This is a genomic window from Sorangium sp. So ce302, from assembly GCF_051530145.1.
GTDB lineage: Bacteria > Myxococcota_A > Polyangia > Polyangiales > Polyangiaceae > Sorangium > Sorangium cellulosum_B.
Genome location: NZ_CP150326.1, coordinates 7,663,055 through 7,683,200 on the forward strand (window position 1 = coordinate 7,663,055; position 20,146 = coordinate 7,683,200).

The following is a 20,146-nucleotide window of genomic DNA, read 5'->3' on the forward strand; positions in this document are numbered from 1 at the left end:
TCCGCGCGAGCGGGGTAACCGCGCGCGCGTCTTCGTCAGCCCGCCGCCGACCTCGCGGATCGCTGCAGCGCCTCGGCCAGAAGCGAACGATAGAGCGGCGAGCTCTCGCGGAGGGATTCGTGCGTGCCCACCGCCGCGACCCGACCGCCGTCGAGCAGCACGTTGAACGTCGACCTGAGGAGGTGCGGCGCGTGGGTCACGACGATGGCCGTGCGCCCGGCGGCGACCTCGCACGCCGTGCGGAGGATCGCCTCGGCGGTGGCGCCCGGCAGGCCCGCCTCCGGCTCGTCCAGCACGAAGACCCGCGGCTCGCGCAGCAGCACCCGCGCGAGCAGCAGCCGCCGCGCCTCCCCCCCCGACAGGCTCGGCGGTGAGGCGCGCACCTCCGTCGCGAGGCCGCGCACGGGCCGCGCCTCGCCCTCCGCCGGCGGCGCGCCTGCGAGCTCGTCGAGCTCCACCCGGAGGAGCGCCTCGCGCATGCTCTCCTCCGTGGGCGCGGGCTCGAGGCCGAGCGCCAGGTTGTCCGCGATGCTCCGCTCGAACAGCCGCGCCGATTGTCCCACCACGCCGAACAGCCGCGGGAGCTCCTCGGGCGGGATCTGCCGCAGATCCACGCCACCCACGGCGATCGCGCCCGACGACGGCTCGTCGAGGCGCAGGAGCAGGCGCAGGAGCATCGACTTGCCGCTGCCGGAGCGACCGCAGACGCCGACCACCGCTCCGGCGGGGATCGAGAGCGACACGCCATCGAGGACGGGGCGGCTCGCGCCCGGCGGCGTGAACGTGACCCCCTCGAAGGCGATCGACAGGGGGCGCCTCGCCTCGCCGTCCAGCTGCACCGCGAGGCCGCCGGAGGGGCGCGGCGGGTGCTCGGGCAGGCGCAGCAGCGCGAGCGTCGCGCGCAGCAGGGGGGCGCGCTCGATGAAGCCGGCGCGGAGGGCGTCGAGCGCCTCGAGGCGCGCCATCAGCAGCGGCACCACGAGCAGGAGCTCTCCGACCTCGCCCGCGCCGGCGACCCCGCGAGAGGCCGCGAGCGCGGCGACGATGACGAGCGGCGAGAGCGCCGCGAGCGTGCCCTTGATCTGGCCGGAGACGGCGAGCGCCTGGCCGAAGCGGCGGCGCGCGTCCGCGACCCGGCGCGCGGCCCCGGCCAGCTCTCCCTCGGCCTGGGCGCGCGCGCCGAGCAGGCGGAGGTCCTCCGCTCCCGCCAGCGCCTCGCCCACCGCGCCGAAGACGGCCGTGTCGGCGTGCTGCATCTCCCGCATCGCGCGCGCCACGCGGCCCGAGGCCCGGTCCGCCGCGAGGCGCGAGGCCGCGAACAGCGCCGCGCCGCCCGCGAGGACGAGCGCCATGCCGCTCGAGACCAGCGACCCGGCGAGGACCGCGAGCGTCGCGAGCGCCTGGGGCAAGCCGGTCGCGACGGCGATCGCGAAATCGGCGACGAGGCCGGCGTCCCGCGCGATCGCGAGCCGCACGACCTCCGCGCCCCGGACGGGCGGCGCGGGCCCGGCGCTCGGCGGCCGCGGCGCGGGCCCCGCCGCCTGCGCCGCGATGAGCGCGCGCCCGGCGGCGTCCACGTCGCGAGGCGAGGCGTAGAGCGCCGCCCGGAAGAGCGCGACGCGGAGCGCGGCGGTGAGGTCGCCGCCGAGCTCCGAGCTCTTCCGGCCCGAGAGCACCGCCAGGGAGGCGGACACGAGCGTGGCGCCGAGCGCTGCGAGGACCACGGCCGCCGGCGGTGCGCCGGCGAGCAGCCGGGCGAGCGCGCCGCCGATGCCGCCCGAGGGCGGCGCCTCGCGCCCGGAGACGGCGCCGAGGGCCACGCCGGCGATCGCCGGGAGCAGGCCGGACAGCGCGCCCGCGAGCGACGACAGCGCCACGACGAGGGCGAGGCGCGCGGCGGCCCTGGAAGAGGCGCCTCGCAGGCCTCCCGATGACGACATGGGCGACACGCTCCCCTCGCGCAGCGAGCAAAGACCGATCCGCAGGATCGCGAGGAGCGCGCGCATCGACGTGCGATGCCACGGTACACTGCCGACGCCGTTGCGCGCGACGCGCATTCGATCGACCCTCTCCTCGTGCGCACCGCGCTCGTGGCCCTGCTCCCGCTGCTCGCGGCCTGCGAGCGCCCGCCGCCCACGCCGCCGGCGAGGGCCGACGCCGGGGCGCTCACCCCCTGGGCGCGCGGCGGCGCCGCGTCGCTGGACGACCGCGGCGCCCGCCTCCGGACGGACAGCGCGCCGGCGGTGGGGTCCGTCGAGCCGGATGCGCTCGAGGAGATCCTCGCCGCCGCGCGGGAGGTCGCCCCCAGGCCGGCCGATGGCGTGAGCATCGCGAAGATCGGCACGAGCACCGGCCTCCCGGCGCCTTCCGCGCTCCCGCCGGAGCCGGCGCCCGCCCCCACCCCTGCCCCCCGCTCGCGCGTCGAGATCGGCGCGCCCATGGTGCAGGCCAACATGTCGAGCCCGGCGATCGAGAAGGCGGCGCGGGCGCAGCTCTACTGGGACCTCGTGCAGCGCTGCCGCGGCCCGGGCGGGAGCCTGCTGCCGCCTGACGCCATCCGGGTGGAGTTCAACGTCGACGCCGAGGGCTATATCGTGGTGCCGACGATCATCGGGAGTGCGTCCGACCCCCGCTACGACGAGGCGGCCACCTGCATGCGGCGGGAGCTGTCGGGCGCAGCGTTCCGCGCGCCGGCAGGCGCCCGCGGGCTCCCAACCCGGGTCGACGCCACCGTGCCTTCGGTCGACTGAGCCGGAGCGGATCCGGCGGGCGTGCTGGCTGCTAAGTCAGCGGATCCGGCGGGCGTGCTGGCTGCCAACTCCGGGCTCCCCGCCCGCAGACCGCCGACCCGGGCTCGGGGCTACCCCCCGGGGCTCCGGGGCTACCCACCCGGGTTGGGTCATCCGGGTTGGGTCGTCCGTGGCTACCCACCCGGCTACCCACCCGGGTTGGGTCGTCCGGGCCGCCGACCCAGGTTGGGTAGGTTGGGTCGGGGCTACCCACCCAGGTTGGGTCAACCGGGGTCAACTGCCGACCGCTGAAAGCGGAAAGCGACTGCTGAAAGCGGAAAGCGAACCCGGGTCGGTGCGCCCAACCTGGACGCCCAACCCGGGTCTCGCCCTCCCTCAACCTGGGTCGGGTCAACCGGGGTTGGGTCGCCTCAGTCGAGGCGTGAGACCCCGAGCGATCGCATGAGCGCCCGTTTCTTGTCCTGGTGCTCCTGCATTCGGCGGAGGACGTCGACCACGAACGCGACCGTCGCGACGATGTTCTCGCCCTGGTTGAGCATCACGCACTCCGCGCGCGAGCTCATCGCCGCGTCCGTCACCTCCCCGCGGGTCGGCACGCCGGTCTTGTTCAGGCTCTCGAGCACCTGCGTCGCCCAGATCGCGGGGACCAGCCCGGCCTCGCAGAGCCACAGGAGCTCCTCCTGGACCTCCGCCAGCCGCATGAACCCCATCTCGACGGCCATATCGCCGCGCGCGAGCATCACCCCCACCTGCTCGCTGCGCATCGCCGTGAGCAGGAGCCTCGGAAACTGCGCGAACGCAGGTGTCGTCTCGATCTTGAGGACGATCCCGAGGTGAGCGGCCCCACGCGCGGCGAGCTCCGCCTGGAGGCGCTCCACATCGGAAGGAGACCGAACGAACGAGAGCCCCACCATGTCCGCGTGGCGCGCGATGAAGTCGAGATCCTCGAGATCCTTCGGCGTGAGCGACGGGATCCCGAGCTCGGTGTCCGGAAAGTTCAGACCCTTTCCAGGCTTCAGCTTCACGGAGCCCTGGCGCGCGAAATCCACCTCCACGAGCGCGGCGCCTTTGGTCACGAGCTTGACCGTGCCGCCGAGCCGCCCGTCGTCGTAGAACACCCGGTGCCCCGGCCGGAGGTCGTCGACGATCTCCGGGATGGTGCACCCGAGCGCGAGCACCTCCCCCGCGCCGGTGCTGCCCGCCGAGGGGCGCGCCCGCTTCACGTCCTTGCAGAGCCAGAGCCAGGGCCGCTCACCCCGCTCGGACAGCGTGACGCGCGCCGGATCCCCGTCGATCTTGCTCACGCGCGGGTTGGGCCCGGCGATGTCGCAGAGGACCTTGCACCGCACCCCGGTCTCCCGTCCCGCCTCCCGGAGCCGCTCGATGAGCCCGGCCCACGCGCCCGCGTCCTCCTTCGCGCAGTTGATCCGCGCGACGTCCATCCCTCCCTCGAGCAGCCGCTTCAGCTCCCCCTTGCGCGCGTCCCCGGGCAGCGTCACCATCACCCGCGTCGTTCGCCCCTGGCGCCCCTCCCCGAGCAGCGCCCGCGCGTGCTCCTCGAGCAGCGCGCCCCCCGACGCGAACGTGGTGGGCGACTCGCCGGGCGGCCGCACCTCGGGGCGCCGCGCGAGCGCGTCGAGCGCGCCGCGCACGGCGTCGAGGGAGGCCAGCGCACAGCGCTCCAGGCGCCCCAGCGAGCTCAGCCCGAGCGAGGCGAGCTGCCGTTGCAGGTCGCGGATGTCCTGCTGCCGGACAGCGAGGTAATGCAGCAGGTTCGTCGCTCCCGCCCGGTGCTTCGGGTGCACCGCATCGACGAGGTGCCGGTTTCGCAGCTCGTGCTCGATGGCGCTCGCCCGCAGCGCCTCGACGGCGGCGAGGGCGCGCTCGACAACCTGCAGGTCGGGATAAACCATGGCGCGATCTCCTCCGGGCCCCGGCGCGCGGGCCCTCGCGTCCGCTGCAGCGCGCCGATGAGTCGAGTCCAGCACCGCGCGCAAGGCCAGTCCAGCGCCCCACGCCGGAAGAGCGCCGGCGAGGGCAGGACGTCTCCGTTCCTCCACAGCCGCGTCATCGAGCGCCGCCATGCCGAGGCGACGCGACGGTAAGGGCAGCCTCGGGCGCTACTACGCCGGCGCGCGGTACCGCGCCACGACGACCGTGATGTCGTCGTCCGGGCTCGGGCACCACCCCTCGACCTCCCTCAGGATCCTGTCGCGGATCGCCTCGACCGGCGCGGCCTGCACGGCCTCGATGGCGGTGCAGAGCCGCTCCAGCCCGAACTGCTCGCGGTGCGCGTTGCGCGACTCCGTCACCCCGTCGCTGTAGAGCACGAGGACGTCCCCGTCCTCCAGGACGAACTGGGCGTCCCGTGTCACCTCGTCGATGACGGGCAACACGCCGATCCAGACGCCCGAGCTCGGGATGCACACGCACCGCCGCGTGCGCGCCGAGCACACGATGATGTCGTCATGCGCCCCGGCGAACGTCACCCGCCCGCCCCGCTCGTACCGGAGCAGGAGCAGCGTCGCGTGCTCGTCACGCTTCAGGCGGCTGCGCACGTTCTTGTAGAGCGCCTTGTTGAGCGCCGCGAGCAGCTCGCTCGGGCTCGCGCCCGGGTCCCTGCTCGTCAGCGCCGACACCATGCTCTGGATCATCAGCATCACGAGCCCCGCAGCGAGCCCGTGCCCCGCGACGTCGCCGATCCCGAGCCACCCCCCCTCGGGCGTCGCGATGACGTCGTAGTAGTCGCCGCCCACCTCGGCCGCCGGCGTCATGGCCGCGGAGAGCTCCAGCCCCTCGATGTGCAGCTGCTCCGGCACCAGCGTCGTCTGGAGGCGCGCCGCGAGCGCCGTCTCCTGCCGCTCGCTCTCCTGCTCCAGCCGCTCGCGCAGCTCCACCTGACGCACCATCTCCCGGTGCAGCGCCACCGTCTTCACCGCGGAGCCGATCTGGAGCCGCAGCGCGTCGTAGACCATCTCGTTCATGCCGCTGTTCAGCGCCATCACCCCGAAATACTCGGTGTCGCCGAACGTGAGCGGCATCACGACGACGCTCGTGCGCTCGCTCGAGCTCAGGAACCCGGGAGGGGCCAGGGAGCGCGACGGGAAGCTCTCGGTGGGCGGCGTCACCGCGCGGCCGTCCTCCATCAGGAACAGCGTCTTCAGGGTGGCTCGCTGGGCGTCGTCGTAGAGCGAGACGGCGGCGCGCGTGAAGTGCAGCCTGGGCATCTCCGAGGCCAGCATGCGCTGGAAGAGGGGCAAGCTCAGGCACGTCGAGAACCACCGCCCGCTCCAGCTCAGGTCGATCGAGGCGACCTCGACGTCGAGGCGCTGCCGCCCCTCGACGCGCACGGACGCGCTCCCGATGAGGACGCGGCATGCATGCCACAGCTGCTCCAGGGCCTCGTTCACGGCGGCATCGCCCCCCTCCTCGACCGGCCGCCGGAGCCGCGCGCGCAGGAGCGTCACCACGCCCTGGAACAGATCGAGGAACACCCCCTCGCGCCCGGCCGTGTCGAGGACGCGCTCCAGCACGTGCAGGAAGCACCCCTCGTGGCCCTCGAGCTCCTCTTCCAGCGCCGACACGAGCCCGCCGGCCCAGCCGCCGAGCGACGCGGCCGGGATACCCACGGCCTGCTCGAGCGCCCGCTCCAGCTCGTCGCGCCGGCCGCCGAGCGACATCGCCCCGAGGCGCGGCGGGTTCGTGAGCGGCCGCATCGCGATCGCCTGGTACGCGCAGCCGCAGGACTCGCGCCGCGTGAGCTCGATCTGCTGCATGCTCCGATCCGGGACGGCCTCGCCGTCGAGCATGCGCAGGACCGTCTCGAGCGCGATCTCCCCGAGCCGCTTGATCGGCTGGCGGACCGTCGTCAAGGACGGCCTCGCGTAGCGCGCCACGCCCACGTCGTCGAAGCCGCACACCAGGATGTCCCTCGGCACGTGGAGGCCCCGCGCCTTCAAGAGCTCGATCGCGCCGAGGGCCATGTTGTCGTTCGCCGCGACCACGGCGTCGATCTCGACCCCGCGGTCCAGGATCTCGGCCATCGCGGTGCGGCCCGTGTCGATCGTGAACTGGCCGCTCGCGACGAGGCGCTCGTCGTACGGGATCGCGCGCGCGGCCAGCGCCTTGCGGAACGCGTCGGCGCGGATCCTCGCCTCCCCGTTGTTGACCGGCCCGCCGATGTACGCGACGCGCCGGCACGCGTGATCGTCGAGCAGGTGGCCGGCCGCCATCTCGATCCCGAGGCCGTTGTCCACGAGGATGCTCGGGATGCCCTCCAGCGGGATCCCGATGCTGCACAGGGGCATCGGCGCGTAGTCCTGGCAGAAGCGCTGCACCCCCTCGGCGCCGACGAAATTGCAGAGCGTCGCCGACGCGACCACGATGCCGTCGACCGCCTCCGCGCTGACGAGGCGGTAGATGCTGTTCTGGGCGGCCTCGGAGGGACCGTGGGCGGAGAGCGTCTCCCCGACGGCGATCACGAGGTTGACGTCGTGCGCCTCGGCGGCGCGCTCGACCCCGATCCGCAGCGCGGATTGGTACTCGCCGCGCACATAGTCCATCACGAGGGCGATCGTCCGGCGCTTCTTCATCTTGTCCTGCGGCTCTCCGGTCAGGTGTCCTCGATCGAGACCAGCTCCGGAGACATGCGCTCGAGCGCCGCCAGGCTCCGTCTTTGCCATCCTAGCCGCGCGTCCGTGCGGAACTGCACCTTGCACTTCACCCCCTGGCCCGCGAGCCCGCAGATGAAGCTGATGAACGCCTTCAGGCAGCTCGAGTTGAGAAAGTAAAGAGCCCTTATATCGAACTGCACCACGCTGATGGAGAGGCGCATGACCTCTCCCTGGAGGGCCTTGAGGCAAAGGCCGAGCGGCGCCGCCGCCGCCATGTCGCCCGTGCCGGTGAGCTTGACGCCGAGGGTGTCGTCCCTCAGGGTCGGCTCGATCCCGAAGCTGTCCGTGACGACAGGCTCAACCCTTAAACCGCTCATCTCCCCTCCATCCCGCAACCGGCGCCTGCGCGATGATCGTCAGCCTGCTCCCCTCGATCGTGTGGTCCACGTCGAGCCCGCCCTCCGCGCGCACCCGCGCGAGGCCGAGCCCGGATACCCCTTCTACCATCGCCGTCTCACAGATGAGTTCGTCATAGTGCTTCACAGGATCGCTCGCCGACCTCAGCGTGGAGAGCCGCCGCTCCACCTCGCGCAGCCGCTCCGGCGACGCCTCGTTCCGCGCGCGGATCACGAGGACCCGCGCGCCCTCGCCCTCCTCCAGCGCGAGCTCGATGCTGACCTCCGGGCCGGACGAGTACTTGATGAGGTTCTCGATGAGCTCGTGCGCGGCCATGTAGAACCGCGAGCTCGCACTCTCATCGTCCAGCACCATCCCACAGAAGCTGGACACCAGCCGTAACACCGCGCTAGCCATCCGTTCACTCGGGAAAAACGTGATGCACAAGAACGGTGAAGCGTCCTGGCTCAGTCCGGAAGCTAACACGGTTCACGCAGCCTACGTAATTCTTGCACCGGATCCAATCCCCGTTGGTCGGCCGTGTGCCCATGTAGGCGAGCGAACGATCGCGAGCGCCCCGGCGCGCTGTTCACGGCGTCCGTCTCGACCGCGCGCTCGCCGCTTCGCCGGGCGCGCTGGCCGCGCCTCGACCGATGCGTCAGGGCTGCCGGGGGGCGCGGTACCTCGCCACGACGACCGTGATGTCGTCGTCGGGGCTCGGGCACCAGCCCTCGACCTCGCCGAGGATCCGGTCACGAATGACCACGACGGATTCGGTCTGGACGGCCTCGATGGTGGTGCAGAGCCGCTCGAGGCCGAACTGCTCATGGTGGGCGTCGCGCGCCTCGGTCACTCCATCGCTGTAGAGCACGAGGACGTCGCCGTCCTCCAGGACGAACTCGGCGTCTCGCGTCATGTCGTTGATGGATGGCAGCGCGCCGATCCAGACCCCCGAGCTCGGGATGCACACGCAGCGGCGCGTCTTCGCGCGGCACACGAGGATGTCGTCGTGCGCCCCGGCGAACGTCACCCGCCCGCTCCGCTCGTACCGGAGCAGGAGCAGCGTCGCGTGCTCGTCCCGCTTCAGGCGGCCGCGGACGTTCTCGTACAGCGCCGCGTTGATGGCCGAGATCACCCTGGCTGGGCTCGCCCTCGGGTCCCTGCGCGTCAGCGCCGAGACCATGCTCTGGATCATCAGCATCACGAGCCCCGCCGCGAGCCCGTGCCCCGCCACGTCGCCGATCCCGAGCCAGCCGCCGTCGGCGGTCGCGAGCACGTCGTAGTAGTCGCCGCCCACCTCGGCGGCCGGCTTCATGACGGCGCAGAGCGAGAGCCCCGCGACCGACAGCCGCTCCGGGACCAGCGTCGTCTGGATGCGCGCCGCGACGACGCTCTCCTGGCGGACCCTCTCCTGCTCCAGCCGCTCGCGCGCCTCCACCTGACGGACCATCTCCCGGTGCAGCGCCGCGGCCTTGGTCGCGGAGCCGATCTGGAGGCGGAGCGCGTCGTAGATCAGCTCGTGCGCGCCGCTGCTGAACACCGCGACACCAAACTTCTCCTCGTCGCCGAACGCGACGGGGAGCGCGATCATCGTCGTGCGCTCCCGGCCTCCCAGGAACCCGTCGGGCGCGAAGCGCCGCGCCGGGAAGCTCGCCGCCGGCGGGTCCACCTCGCGGCCGTCCTCCATCAGGAAGAGCGACCTCATGAAACCTCGTTGCGCCTCGGGAGCGTCGTCATAAAGCGACACCGCGGCCCGCGATATCCCGAGGACCGGCAGCTCCGACGCGAGCACGCGCTTCAGGCCGGGCAGGCTCAGGCACGTCGAGAAGCTCCGCGCGCTCCAGCTGAGGTACGTCGCCGCGAGCTCCACGGTCAGCCGCCGCTCCCCCTCGACGCGCATCGACGCGCTCGAAATGACCATGCGCGACACGTGCCAGAGCCGCTCGAGGGCATCGTAGAGAGCGACGCCCCCGCCGCCCGACGGCGGCCGGCCGAGCCGCTCCCGGAGCACGTCGATCACGCCCTGGAAGTGATCGAGGATCGCGCCCGCGCGCCCCGCCGCGTCGAGGAGCGCCTCGAGCGCGTGCCGGAAGCGGCCCTCCCGCCCCGCGAGCTCGTCCTCCAGCGCCGACAGGAGCTCGCCAGGCCAGCCATCGAGCGAGCCAGTCGGGATGGCCACGCTCCTCCTGAGCGCGGTCTCCAGCGACTCCCGCCGCGCCGCGACCAGGGACGCCCCGTCGCGCGGCGTCGAGGCCGACGGCGCGAGCGAGGCGCTCGCCTGGACCCTGCAGCCGCACGACTCACGGCACGTGAGCTCGACGTCGAGGAGCGCCACGTCCTCTACGACCTCGCCGTCGAGCATGCGCATCATCGTGTCCATCGCCTGGGCCCCGAGCCGCTTCATGGGCTGGCGAACGGTGGTGAGCGACGGCTTGGAGAAGCGCGCGATGAAGGCGTCGTCGAAGCCGGACACGAGGATGTCCTGCGGGGCGCGGAGCCCCCGCTCCGCGAGCAGCTCGATCACGCCGAGGGCCATCTTGTCGTTGGCGGCGACCACGGCGTCGACCTCGACCCCGCGGTCCAGGATGTCGCGTACCGCGACGCGGCCGCTGTCGATCGTGAACGCGCCCACCGCGAAGAGGCGCTCGTCGAGCGGGAGGCCGCGCGCCGCGAGCGCCCCCCAGTAGGCGTCGGCGCGCGCCTTGGCCTCCTCGTTGTTGGCCGGTCCGCCGACGTACGCGACGTTCCGGCGCCCGTGGACGTCGATCATATGCCCGACCGAGAGCTCGATCCCGAGGCCGTTGTTCACGATGAGGCTCGGGATACCGTCGATCGCCATCCCGATGCTGAAGACGGGCAGCGGCGCGTAAGCCCGGAAGAACTCGCGCATCCCCTCGATGCCGATGTGATGGCAGAGGGTCGCCGACGCGACGATGATGCCGTCGACCGTCTCCGGGCCGATGAGCTGATAAACGCTGTTCTGGGCCGCCCCCCCCTCGCCGGGCAGCGCGAGCGTCTCTCCGAAGGCGATCACGAGATTGACGTCGTGGGCCTCCGCGGCGCGCTCGATGCCGAAGCGCACCTCGGACTGGTAGTCTCCCCCGACGTAGTCCATCAGGAAGGCGATCGTCCGGCGCTTCTCGCTCATCTCGCGCGGCTCTCGCGTCAGGTATCGGCGATGGAGACCAGCTCCGGAGACATGCGCTCGATGGCCGTCAGGCTCCGCCGTTGCCAGCCCAGCCTCGCGTCGGTGAGGAACTCCACCTTGCACTTCGGCCCCTGGCTCGCGAGGCCGGCGATGAAGCTGATGAACGCTTTCAGGCAGCTCGAGTTCAGGAAGTAAAGGGCCCTCACGTCGAACTCGATGGCGCTCACGCGGAGGCGCGCCGCCTCGGCGTGGAGGTCCTTGAGGAGCAAACCGAGCGGCGCGACCGCCGCCATGTCGCCCGTGCCGGTGAGCTTGACGATGAGGGTGTCCTCCCTCAGGGCCGGCTCGATCCCGAAGCTGTCCGTGACGACGGGCTCAACCCTTAAGCTGCTCATCGACCCTCCACCTCCCCACCGGCGCGTGCGCGATGATCGTCAGCTCGTTGCCCTCGATCGTATAGTCCACGTCGAGCCCGCCCTCCGCGCGCACCCGCGCGAGGCCGAGCCCCGACACCCCTTCTACCATCGCCGTCTCACAGATGAGTTCGTCATAGTGCTTCACAGGATCGCTCGCCGCCTTCAGCTCGAAGAGCCGCCTCTCCACCTCGCGCAGCCGCTCCGGCGACGCCTCGTTCCGCGCGGAGATCTTCATGACCCAGGAACTCTCGCGCTCCTCCAGCGCGAGCTCGAGGCTGACCTTGGGGCCCGAGGAGTACTTGATGATGTTCTCGGCGAGCTCGTGCGCGGCCATGTAGAACCGCGAGCTCACGTTGGCGTCGTCCAGCACCATGCTGCAGAAGCTGGACACCAGCCGAAGCACGCTGTTGGCCATACGCTCGCTCGGGTGGAACGAGATGCATAGAAACAGTGACCCGTTCGGACTCGGTTCGGACACTGACACGATTGGCGCAGCGTACGTGGTTCTCAACCCGGATCCAATCCCTTCTGCTGACACCGACGATAGCGCTCATGTAGGAAAGCGGGCGGCCTCGGGCCACAGTTGCCACAGTTACAGTTATCGAGGCGCGCTGTACCTCGCCACGACCACCGTGATGTCGTCATCGGGGCTCGGGCACCAGCCCTCGACCTCGCCGAGGATCCGGTCCCGGATCGCCTCGGCGGGCGCGCTCTGGGAGGACTCGATGGTGGAGCACAGCCGCTCGAGGCCGAACTGCTCGTGGTGCGCGTTGCGCGCCTCCGTCACGCCGTCGCTGTAGAGCACGAGGACGTCCCCGTCCTCCAGGACGAACTCGGCGTCTCGCGTCATCGCGTCAATGGCGGGCAGCGCGCCGATCCAGACGCCCGAGCTCGGGATGCACACGCAGCGGCGGGTGCGCGCGCGGCACACGATGATGTCGTCGTGCGCCCCCGCGAACGTCACCCGCCCGCTCCGCTCGTACCGCAAGAGGAGCAGCGTCGCGTGCTCGTCCCGCTTCAGCCGACTGCGGACGTTCTCGTACACCGCCCCATTCACCGCAGAGAGGATGTCCCCGGGGCTGGCGCGCGGGTCGTTGCGCGTCAGGGCCGAGATCATGCTCTGGATCATCAGCATCACGAGCCCCGCCGCGAGCCCGTGCCCCGCGACGTCGCCGATCCCGAGCCAACCGCCCTCGTCCGTCGCGAGCACGTCGTAGTAATCGCCGCCGACCTCCGCGGCCGGCTTCATGACGGCGGAGAGCTCGAGGCCTTCGACCGAGAGCTGCGTCGGCACCAGCGTCGTCTGGATGCGCGCCGCGACGACGCTCTCCTGGCGGACCTTCTCCTGCTCCAGCCGCTCGCGCAGCTCCACCTGCCGCACGACCTCCCAGTGCAGCGCCGCGGCCTTGACCGCCGAGCCGATCTGGAGGCGGAGGGCGTCATAGACCATCTCGTTCGCGCCGCTGTTGAGCACCGCGACACCGAACTTCTCCTCGTCGCCGAACGCGACCGGGAGCGCGATCATGCTCGTGCGCTCCCGGCCTCCCAGGAACCCTTCGGGCGCGAGGCGGCGCGCCGGGAAGCTCTCCGCCGGCGGCTCCAGCTCGCGCCCGTCCTCCATCAGGAAGAGCGCCTTCATGGTGGTGCGCTGCGGGTCGTGCGCGGTGTCATAGAGCGACACCGCGACCCGCGAGAACTGCATCCGCGGCAGCTCCGACGCCATCATGCGCCGCAGGATGGGCAGGCTCAGGCAGGTCGAGAAGCTCCGCGCGCTCCAGCTCAGGTAGAGCGACGCGAGCTCCACGTTGAGCCGCTGCTGCCCCTCGGCGCGCACGGACGCGCTCCCGATGACGATGCGCGAGGCGTGCCAGATCCGCTCGAGCGCCTCGTCGAGGACCGCATCCCGGAGGGCCCCGTGGCCCCGGCGGAACTGCTCGCGCAGGAGCGTGATCATGCCCTGGAAGTGCTCGAGGATCGCGCCCTCGCGCCCCGCCGCGTCGAGGAGCGACTCGACCGCGCGCAGGAAGCGGCCCTCGGTCCCCTCGAGCTCCTCCTCCAGCGCCGACAGGAGCAGGCCGGCCCAGCCGTCGAGCGATCCGGCGGGGATCGCGACGCTCTTCTCGAGCAGGCGCTCCAGATCGTCCCGCTGGCCAGCGGACGGGAGCGGCGCGCTCCACGCCTTGCTCGAGGGCGCGCCCGCGGGCTCCACCTGGTACCCGCAGCCGCAGGACTCGCGCAGCGTGAGCTCGACCGGGAACAGGTTGTACTCGGGGACCGGCTCGCCCTCGATCATGCGCACGATCATGTCCACGGCGCGCGCGCCGATGCGCTTGATGGGCTGGCGGATGGTGGACAGCGACGGCTTCGCGAAGCGCGCGATGACGGCGTCGTCGAAGCCGCACACGGGGAGGTCCTTCGGGACGCTCAGGCCGTGCGCCTTGAGCTCCTCGACGGCCCCGAGCGCCATGTTGTCGTTGGCGGCGACCACGGCGTCGAACGCGACCCCGCGCCCGATGATCTCTCGCATCGCGGCGCGCCCGGTGTCGATCGTGAAGCTGCCGAACGCGACGAGGCGCTCGTCGAAGCGGAGCGAGCGGTCCGCGAGCGCCCTCCGGTAGGCGTCGGCGCGGACCTCCGCCTCCTCGTTGCTCGGCGGCCCGCCGATGTACGCGACGCGCTGGCACCCGTGGTCTTCGACGATGTGTCCGACCGAGAGATCGAGCCCGAGGCCGTTGTCGACCACGAGGCTCGGGATGCCGTCGATCGCCATCCCGAGGCTGCAGATCGGCAGCGGCGCGTAGGACCGGCAGAACCGCTTCATCCCCTCGATGCCGACGTGGTGGCAGAGCGTCGTCGAGGCGACGATGATGCCGTCGACCGTCTCCGCGCCGATGAGGTGATAGATGCTGTTCTGGGCCGTGCTGGCGGCCCCGGGGAGGGCGAGCGTCTCCCCGAAGGCGATGACGAGGTTGACGTCGTGCGCCTCGGCGGCACGCTCGACGCCGAAACGCACCTCGGACTGGTACTCACCTCGTACGTAGTCCATCAGGAGGGCGATCGTCCGGCGTCTCTTGCTCATCCCTGCGGCTCCTGCTCAAGCGTCGGCGATGGAGACCAGCTCGGGGGACATGCGCTCCAGCGCCGTCAAGCTCCGCCGTTGCCACCCAAGCCTGGCGTCCGTGACGAACTGTATCTTGCATTTCAGCCCCTGCGCGGCTAGACCGCAAATGAAGCTGATGAACGCCTTCAGGCAGCTTGAGTTGAGAAAGTAAAGAGACCTTACGTCGAACTCCACGGCACTCACGGAGAGGCGCACCACCTCCGCCTGGAGGGCCTTGCAATAGGAGCCGAGCGGCGCGGCCGCCGCCATGTCGCCCGTGCCGGTGAGCTTGACGCTGAGGGTGTCCTCCCTCAGGGTCGGCTCGATCCCGAAGCTGTCCGTGACGACGGACTCAACCCTTAAGCTGCTCATCTCCCCTCCATCTCCCAACCGGCGCGTGCGCGATGATCGTCAGCTCGTTCCCCTCGATCTTGTAGTCCACGTCGAGCCCGCCCTCCGCGCGCACCCGCGCGAGGCCGAGCCCCGACACCCCTTCTACCATCGCCGTCTCATGGATAAGCTCGTCGTAGTGCTTCACCGGATCGCTCGTCGTCTTCAGCTCGAGCAGGCGCCTCTCCACCTCCCGTAGGCGTTCGAGAGAGGCCTCGTTTCGCGCGCGGATCTTCAGGATACAGGAGCTCTCGGTCTCCTCCAGCGCGAGCTCCAGGCTGACCCTGGGGCCCGTCGAATACTTGGTGATGTTCTCGGCGAGCTCGTGCGCGGCCATGTAGAACCGCGAGCTCACATTCGCGTCGTCCAGGATCATCCCGCAGAAACTGGACACGAGCCGCAGCACCGCGGTCGCCATGCGGTCGCTCGGGAAGAACGTGATGCACAGGAACAGTGATGCATTCAGGTTCGGTTCGGACGCGGGCACGATTGCCACAGCCTACGTCGTTCCCGCAGCGGAGCCAACGCCTTCTGCTCTCGCGCGAGCGCGCGGGTGAGGGCAGACCCTACAATACGGCGCGACGGCGGGCTTTGGCTTTGACCTGGCGCGTCGGCAGCGGCCTCACGGCCGCGCTCTTCACTGGGCGCGCGGCCTCACGGCCGCGCTCCTTCACTGGCGCGCGGCCTCACGGCCGCGCTCCTTCACTGGCGCGCGGCCTCACGGCCGCGCGACGAGCCGCTTGCCCTGGGCCCTCAGGTTCGACACCGCTTCTCCCACGCGCTGGGCGAGCGGCAGCCCCCGGGGGACCACGAGGCCGGTCGCCCCGCCCACGCGGCCGAAGGACCATGAGAGCACCGAGCCGTCGGCGTCCCACGGCGCGAGCCGCTCGCGGCCGTCGGACGGCATGGCGCCGACGATCTCGTGCCGCTCCAGGTCGAGCGCCGCGATCCGGTCCGCCGACGAGAGCAGCAACGTCTTGCCGTCGGGCGCGGCGGCGATGTCCTCCCACTCCGCCCCGCTCACGCCCTCGAGCACCCGCTCCGTGAGGCCGGCGCGGCGGATCACGACGACGCCCGTCGCGTCCGCGAAGGCCGCGTCTCCCGGCAGCGGGCCGTCCGCGATCGCGGTCGCGCGCGGCGTGGCGTACCCGAGGACCCGCACCTCGCCCCGCGCCTCGTCGATGCGCGCCAGCGCGCCCGAGCTGAACGCGAGCCATAGCCCGGGGCCGACGTCGCCGCGCGCGGCGCTCGGGCGCGCCTCGTAGACATAGCCGTCGGTCACCGCGATCGTGCGGGACGACAGGTCGCGGAGCGACGTCGCGACGACGTTTCCGTCGAGCTCCTGCGTGAACAGCGTCCGGCAGGCGGCGTCGACGCCGAGCACGAGCGCCGGCGCCCTCGGCACCACCTCCACCGTCGCGCCGGTCGTCGCGTCGAACAGCGTCCACACCCCCTCGTCCCGCCGGTACGCCATGAGCCGGCCGTCGTCGCAGGCGCGCAGCAGGTGGCCCCGCCGCGCGGCCGCGCGGCGCCGCGAGCCCTCGTCGTACAGGCGCACCTCGCCGCCGATCTCGAAGGCGACCACGCCCCCGCGCCGCAGCGCGGCCGCGGCCGAGGCGGCCGCGCCGCGCACCTCGGGGCTCCCCTCCGGGTCGAGCCCCTCGAACCCGAGGAGGCGCTCCGCGGCGGGCGCGCCCGGACTGAACAGGACGAGGTCGCGCGTGAGCACGCGCCGGTCCGGCAGCCGCCACCCGCCGAGGAGCGCGTGCGGGCCGACGTCGCGCTCGGCGATGTCGGCCATCTCGCCGCGCGCGCGCAGCGGCCGCGGCGCGCCCTTGCCCGGAGACGCCTCGCACGGCGAGCCCTCGGGCGGCGGATCGCCCGCGGCGCGACCGCCCTTCCGGAGGTAGTGCCAGGCGCTGCCGCCGCTGCCGCACACGCCCAGATCGAGCCCGCCCGCGTCCCAGCGCGCCGACGCGGGCGCCGGATCCGTGTCGAGCTCGAAGAGCGGCGCCTCGGGCCGGTCGAGGGCGTAGATCGACGTCCTGCTCTGCTGCACGAGCGCGATCACGGGATCGCGCGGGCTGAAGCGACCGAGCACGGCGGGCGCGCCCAGGGTGATCTCGGCGCCCGCGCCGCCGCCGGGCCCCCAGAGCAGCGCCCTGCGCCCGAGCACCGCCGCCACGCGCGCGCCGTCGGGCGAGACGCCGAGCACGTTGCCGCGGAACGGGTGCCGATCGACCGCCTCGGCGCCGCCGCCGCGCCGCATGTCCCAGCGCGCGATCCCGCCGTCGGTCGAGCAAGCGAGGACGGGCGCCGCCTCGGCCGCGTGGACGGCGCTGCTGCAGCGCACCGGCGCGACCGCGGCCAGCGCGACGGTGCCGCCCTCCCGCAGCCGGAAGACGCGGACCTCGCCGGTGACCGAGCGCGTCGCGAGCGCCGTGTCGAACGCGAACGGCACGCGCTCCACGTGCGGGGCGTCGTGCGGCCGCAGCGCGAGGACGCGCGGCGATTTGGCGCGCTCGATGCTCTCCGGGTCGGCGTCGAGCGCCACGTCGTCGATGACCTCCGGGTCGGGCGGGCGCAGGTCGGCGACGAGCAGCGAGCCCCCGGGGCCGCCGGCGATGACCCACCGATCGTCCCACGGCAGCGCCGGCCCCACCACGGCGTCGACGGTCAGGAAGCGCGCGCGCGGCAGCCCCACCGCGGCCGACGCGAGATCGAGCGGCAGCGCCGCGTCATCCGCGCGCCGCGCGAGGGCCGCGGCGATCCACGCGGCGCGGTGGTACGGGTCCTCCGTGCGGCGCGCCTTGCCGATGAGCTCGGCGAGCTCGGCGCGCTCCTCGGCCTCGCGCGCCTTGGCCTCGGTCTGCGCCTGGCGCGCCGCGGTCCACCGCTCGGCCATGAACGCCGAGGCGACGGTGAGCCCGAGCGCCAGGGCCGCGCCGATCTTCTTGGCGCGCTGGGCGCGGGCGCGCCGGAGGCTCTCGCGCACGAGCGCCTGCTCGCGCCGCGGCAGCCGCGAGGCGAAGGCCGCGCTCTTGCTCACCTGCTCGAGCAGGTCGCGGCGCAGGAGGAGATCGGGGCTCTCGCCGGAGCGATCCCACACGTCGGCGGCCTCGCGGAGCCGCTCGAGCAGGATGAGCCGCTCCATGTGCAGCGCGCGGGTGGCGGCGGCGTGCGGCCAGCTCGAGACGAGCGACTCGTGGGCGAGCTCCACGGACCTGTCGCGGCGGACGAGGAGGCGCGCGCGCTCGAGGGCGCCGAGGACGCGGTCGACATCGTCGGGCGGCGCGGCGACGGCCTCGGCGAGCTCTGCCTCGACCCAGCGGACGCGCGACCCGTCCATCGCGCCGAGCCGGAGCAGCGCCTCGTCCGCGATCGCGCGGTCCTCCGGGGCGAGGGCGGCGAGGGCGGCGTCGGCGTGCCGCGCGAGGGCGCCGCGCACGCCGCCGAGCTCCTGCCAGGCCTCGCCGCTCAGCGCGCCGCGCCGGTCGCGCGCGCGTTCCCACCACGCCGCGAGGGCGAGCGCGATGAACGAGAGCGCCGCGCCGCCGCTCCGGAGCTCGCGCTGCGCCTCGGCCGCGACCTGGGCGAGCCCGCGCACCTCGGCGCCGGCGAGCTTCGCCGGGCCTGCGACGAGGTCCTTCACGGCGGCGGCGGCGGGCAGCCCCACGTAGCGCAGCGCGGCCCGGAGGCCCTCGCCGGCCGGGGTGGCGAGGAGGGCCGCGGTGCGGTCGTCGGCCTCGTCGAGCACGCCGATGAGCCGGAGGCCTCGCCGCGGCTCGCCGGTCGCGAGCGCGCCCACGAGGGCGGCGAGGCGCCCGTCGCCGAGGGGCGCGATGGGGTCGACGATCAGCGCGACGCCGACGGGGGACGCCATGCAGAACCTGGTGAGGGCGTCGAGGTCCGCGGCCTCGAGCTCCGGCGAGACGGCGGCGAGCGCGCGGGCGAGGGCGCCGTCGGGGTGGTCGCCCGGGGTGAGGCGCGCCTCGATCCAGTCGTCCTTCTGGTCGACGTGGCGGCGCGCGAGGTGGGGCACGAGCCCCGCGGAGGCGAGCGAGCTCTTGCCCGATCCGCGCGGCCCCTGGAGCACGACGCACGGCTCGAACTCGAGCTCGCGCCCGAGGCGCGCGGTGTCGTCGTCGCGCCCGAACAGGAGCCCCTCGTCGGTGGACGAGAGCGGCGCGAGGCCCCTGTACGGACGTTCGGGGACGCCGTGGGGCCGCTCCCAGACCTCGTCGATCAGCTGCGTCAGCTTCCCTGGCGCGACGCGCCGGTGCGCTGGATCGACGGACAGGAGCCGCTGGAGGAGCGCGACGAGGCCGCGCGGCAGCCGCGCGGGGTCGCGCTCGAGGTCGCGCATCGTGCCGCGCAGGGTCGCGGCGCGGAGCTCGGTCCACCAGGCGGAGACGCTCGCGGGGTCGGAGCAGTCGTCCGGCTCGTCGGGCACGGCGTGCGGGAGGCGCCCGGTGGCGAGCTGCGCGATGCAGACGGCGAGCGCGTAGGCGTCGGTGGCGGCGGTCGGCTCGGCCATCTCGAGCACCTCCGGCGCCATGAAGCCCGGTGTTCCGATGACGTTGCGCGCGGCGGCGGGGCTGTCCGCGCCGGCGAAGGCGCGGCGCGTGGAGGCGTAGACGTCGCGCTCGGCGAGGAAGGCCGCCGTGCCGAGGTCGCCGCCGCCGCTGTCATGGCCGCCGCCGACGGCGACGGCGGGGGCGCGGGAGACGGGGGCGCCTGCGCGCCGCGAGATGCCGAAGTCGAGGACCTTGAGGGCGCCGTCCTGGGTGAGGAACAGGTTGGCGGGCTTGAGGTCGAGGTGGACGACGCTGCGCGCGTGGATGACGTCGAGCGCGCCGGCGACGTCGCGGGCCCAGGCGACGACGCGGCGCCAGGGGATGCGGCGGCGGAAGCGGATCAGGTCGGCGAGGTTCCGGCCCTCGAGGAGCTCCATCGAGACGAACGGGGTCTTCGGGGCGCCGTGGAGGATGCCGGCGGCGTAGATGGTGACGAGCGACGGGTGGCGGAACGAGGCCAGGAGCTTGGCCTCGTCGGCCCAGTCGGCGGCGTCGGCGAAGTCCGAGACGAGCAGCTTGAGCGCGACCTCGCGGAACGGCGCGCCGTCGGGCAGGAGCTCCTCGGCGCGCCACACGTCGCCGAAGCCGCCGCGGCCGAGGCGGACGCGGAGCCGGTAGCGGCGGTCGAGCACGTCGCCGGGGGCGTGCGCGAGCCCGCCCGCGGGCATGGGCACCGGGCCCGGATCGCGGGAGGAGCTCCCCTCGTCGACGAGCGTGCGGTCCATCGCGAGACGACGGTATCACCGGCGCGGCGAG

The 20,146-nt window shown here is 73.0% G+C and carries 13 protein-coding genes; 1 reads left to right on the top strand and 12 read right to left on the bottom strand.

The window, feature by feature from the left end; genetic code table 11:
- Positions 1–35: 35 nt before the first annotated feature.
- Complete coding sequence (locus tag WME73_RS28980; protein WP_437911630.1) at positions 36–2,006, bottom strand: ATP-binding cassette domain-containing protein; 1,971 nt, start codon at positions 2,004–2,006, stop codon at positions 36–38.
- A 9-nt stretch (positions 2,007–2,015) separates the two neighbouring features.
- Here WME73_RS28980 and WME73_RS28985 point away from each other — a divergent pair, with 9 nt between their 5' ends.
- Positions 2,016–2,750 carry a hypothetical protein gene (locus WME73_RS28985; RefSeq protein WP_437911631.1) on the top strand — a complete coding sequence of 245 codons (735 nt, stop codon included), beginning with the start codon at positions 2,016–2,018 and terminating at the stop codon, positions 2,748–2,750.
- 410 nt (positions 2,751–3,160) lie between these two features.
- On the opposite strand, the gene WME73_RS28990 is transcribed toward WME73_RS28985, so the two are convergent.
- From WME73_RS28990 to WME73_RS29040, 11 genes are all read right to left on the bottom strand, one after another.
- Positions 3,161–4,663 carry a pyruvate kinase gene (locus WME73_RS28990; protein ID WP_437739629.1) on the bottom strand — a complete coding sequence of 501 codons (1,503 nt, stop codon included), beginning with the start codon at positions 4,661–4,663 and terminating at the stop codon, positions 3,161–3,163.
- 210 nt (positions 4,664–4,873) lie between these two features.
- Positions 4,874–7,342, bottom strand: coding sequence for a SpoIIE family protein phosphatase (locus WME73_RS28995; RefSeq protein ID WP_437739630.1), 2,469 nt, complete (start codon positions 7,340–7,342; stop codon positions 4,874–4,876).
- 20 nt (positions 7,343–7,362) lie between these two features.
- Entirely contained in the window at positions 7,363–7,740 is a 378-nt protein-coding gene (locus tag WME73_RS29000; protein WP_437739631.1) for a hypothetical protein, read from the bottom strand.
- Positions 7,721–8,176 (bottom strand): hypothetical protein, encoded by a 456-nt coding sequence (locus WME73_RS29005; RefSeq protein ID WP_437911632.1) that lies wholly within the window; start codon positions 8,174–8,176, stop codon positions 7,721–7,723. Before WME73_RS29005 ends, WME73_RS29000 begins: the two co-directional genes overlap by 20 nt.
- Positions 8,177–8,417: 241 nt before the next feature.
- Entirely contained in the window at positions 8,418–10,907 is a 2,490-nt protein-coding gene (locus WME73_RS29010) for a SpoIIE family protein phosphatase (RefSeq protein WP_437911633.1), read from the bottom strand.
- Between the two features lie 17 nt (positions 10,908–10,924).
- Complete coding sequence (locus tag WME73_RS29015) at positions 10,925–11,302, bottom strand: hypothetical protein (protein WP_437739634.1); 378 nt, start codon at positions 11,300–11,302, stop codon at positions 10,925–10,927.
- Positions 11,283–11,738, bottom strand: coding sequence for a hypothetical protein (locus WME73_RS29020; protein WP_437739635.1), 456 nt, complete (start codon positions 11,736–11,738; stop codon positions 11,283–11,285). Before WME73_RS29020 ends, WME73_RS29015 begins: the two co-directional genes overlap by 20 nt.
- Before the next feature lie 183 nt (positions 11,739–11,921).
- On the bottom strand, positions 11,922–14,402 hold the full coding sequence (locus WME73_RS29025; protein WP_437739636.1) for a SpoIIE family protein phosphatase: 2,481 nt from the start codon (positions 14,400–14,402) through the stop codon (positions 11,922–11,924).
- Between the two features lie 15 nt (positions 14,403–14,417).
- A complete protein-coding gene (locus tag WME73_RS29030) occupies positions 14,418–14,795 on the bottom strand; it encodes a hypothetical protein (RefSeq protein ID WP_437739637.1) in 378 nt (125 codons plus the stop codon).
- Positions 14,776–15,309: a hypothetical protein gene (locus WME73_RS29035; protein ID WP_437739638.1), complete on the bottom strand. Its 534-nt coding sequence runs from the start codon at positions 15,307–15,309 to the stop codon at positions 14,776–14,778. Before WME73_RS29035 ends, WME73_RS29030 begins: the two co-directional genes overlap by 20 nt.
- 222 nt (positions 15,310–15,531) lie before the next feature.
- Positions 15,532–20,115, bottom strand: coding sequence for an nSTAND1 domain-containing NTPase (locus WME73_RS29040; protein ID WP_437911634.1), 4,584 nt, complete (start codon positions 20,113–20,115; stop codon positions 15,532–15,534).
- Between the last annotated feature and the right edge of the window lie 31 nt (positions 20,116–20,146).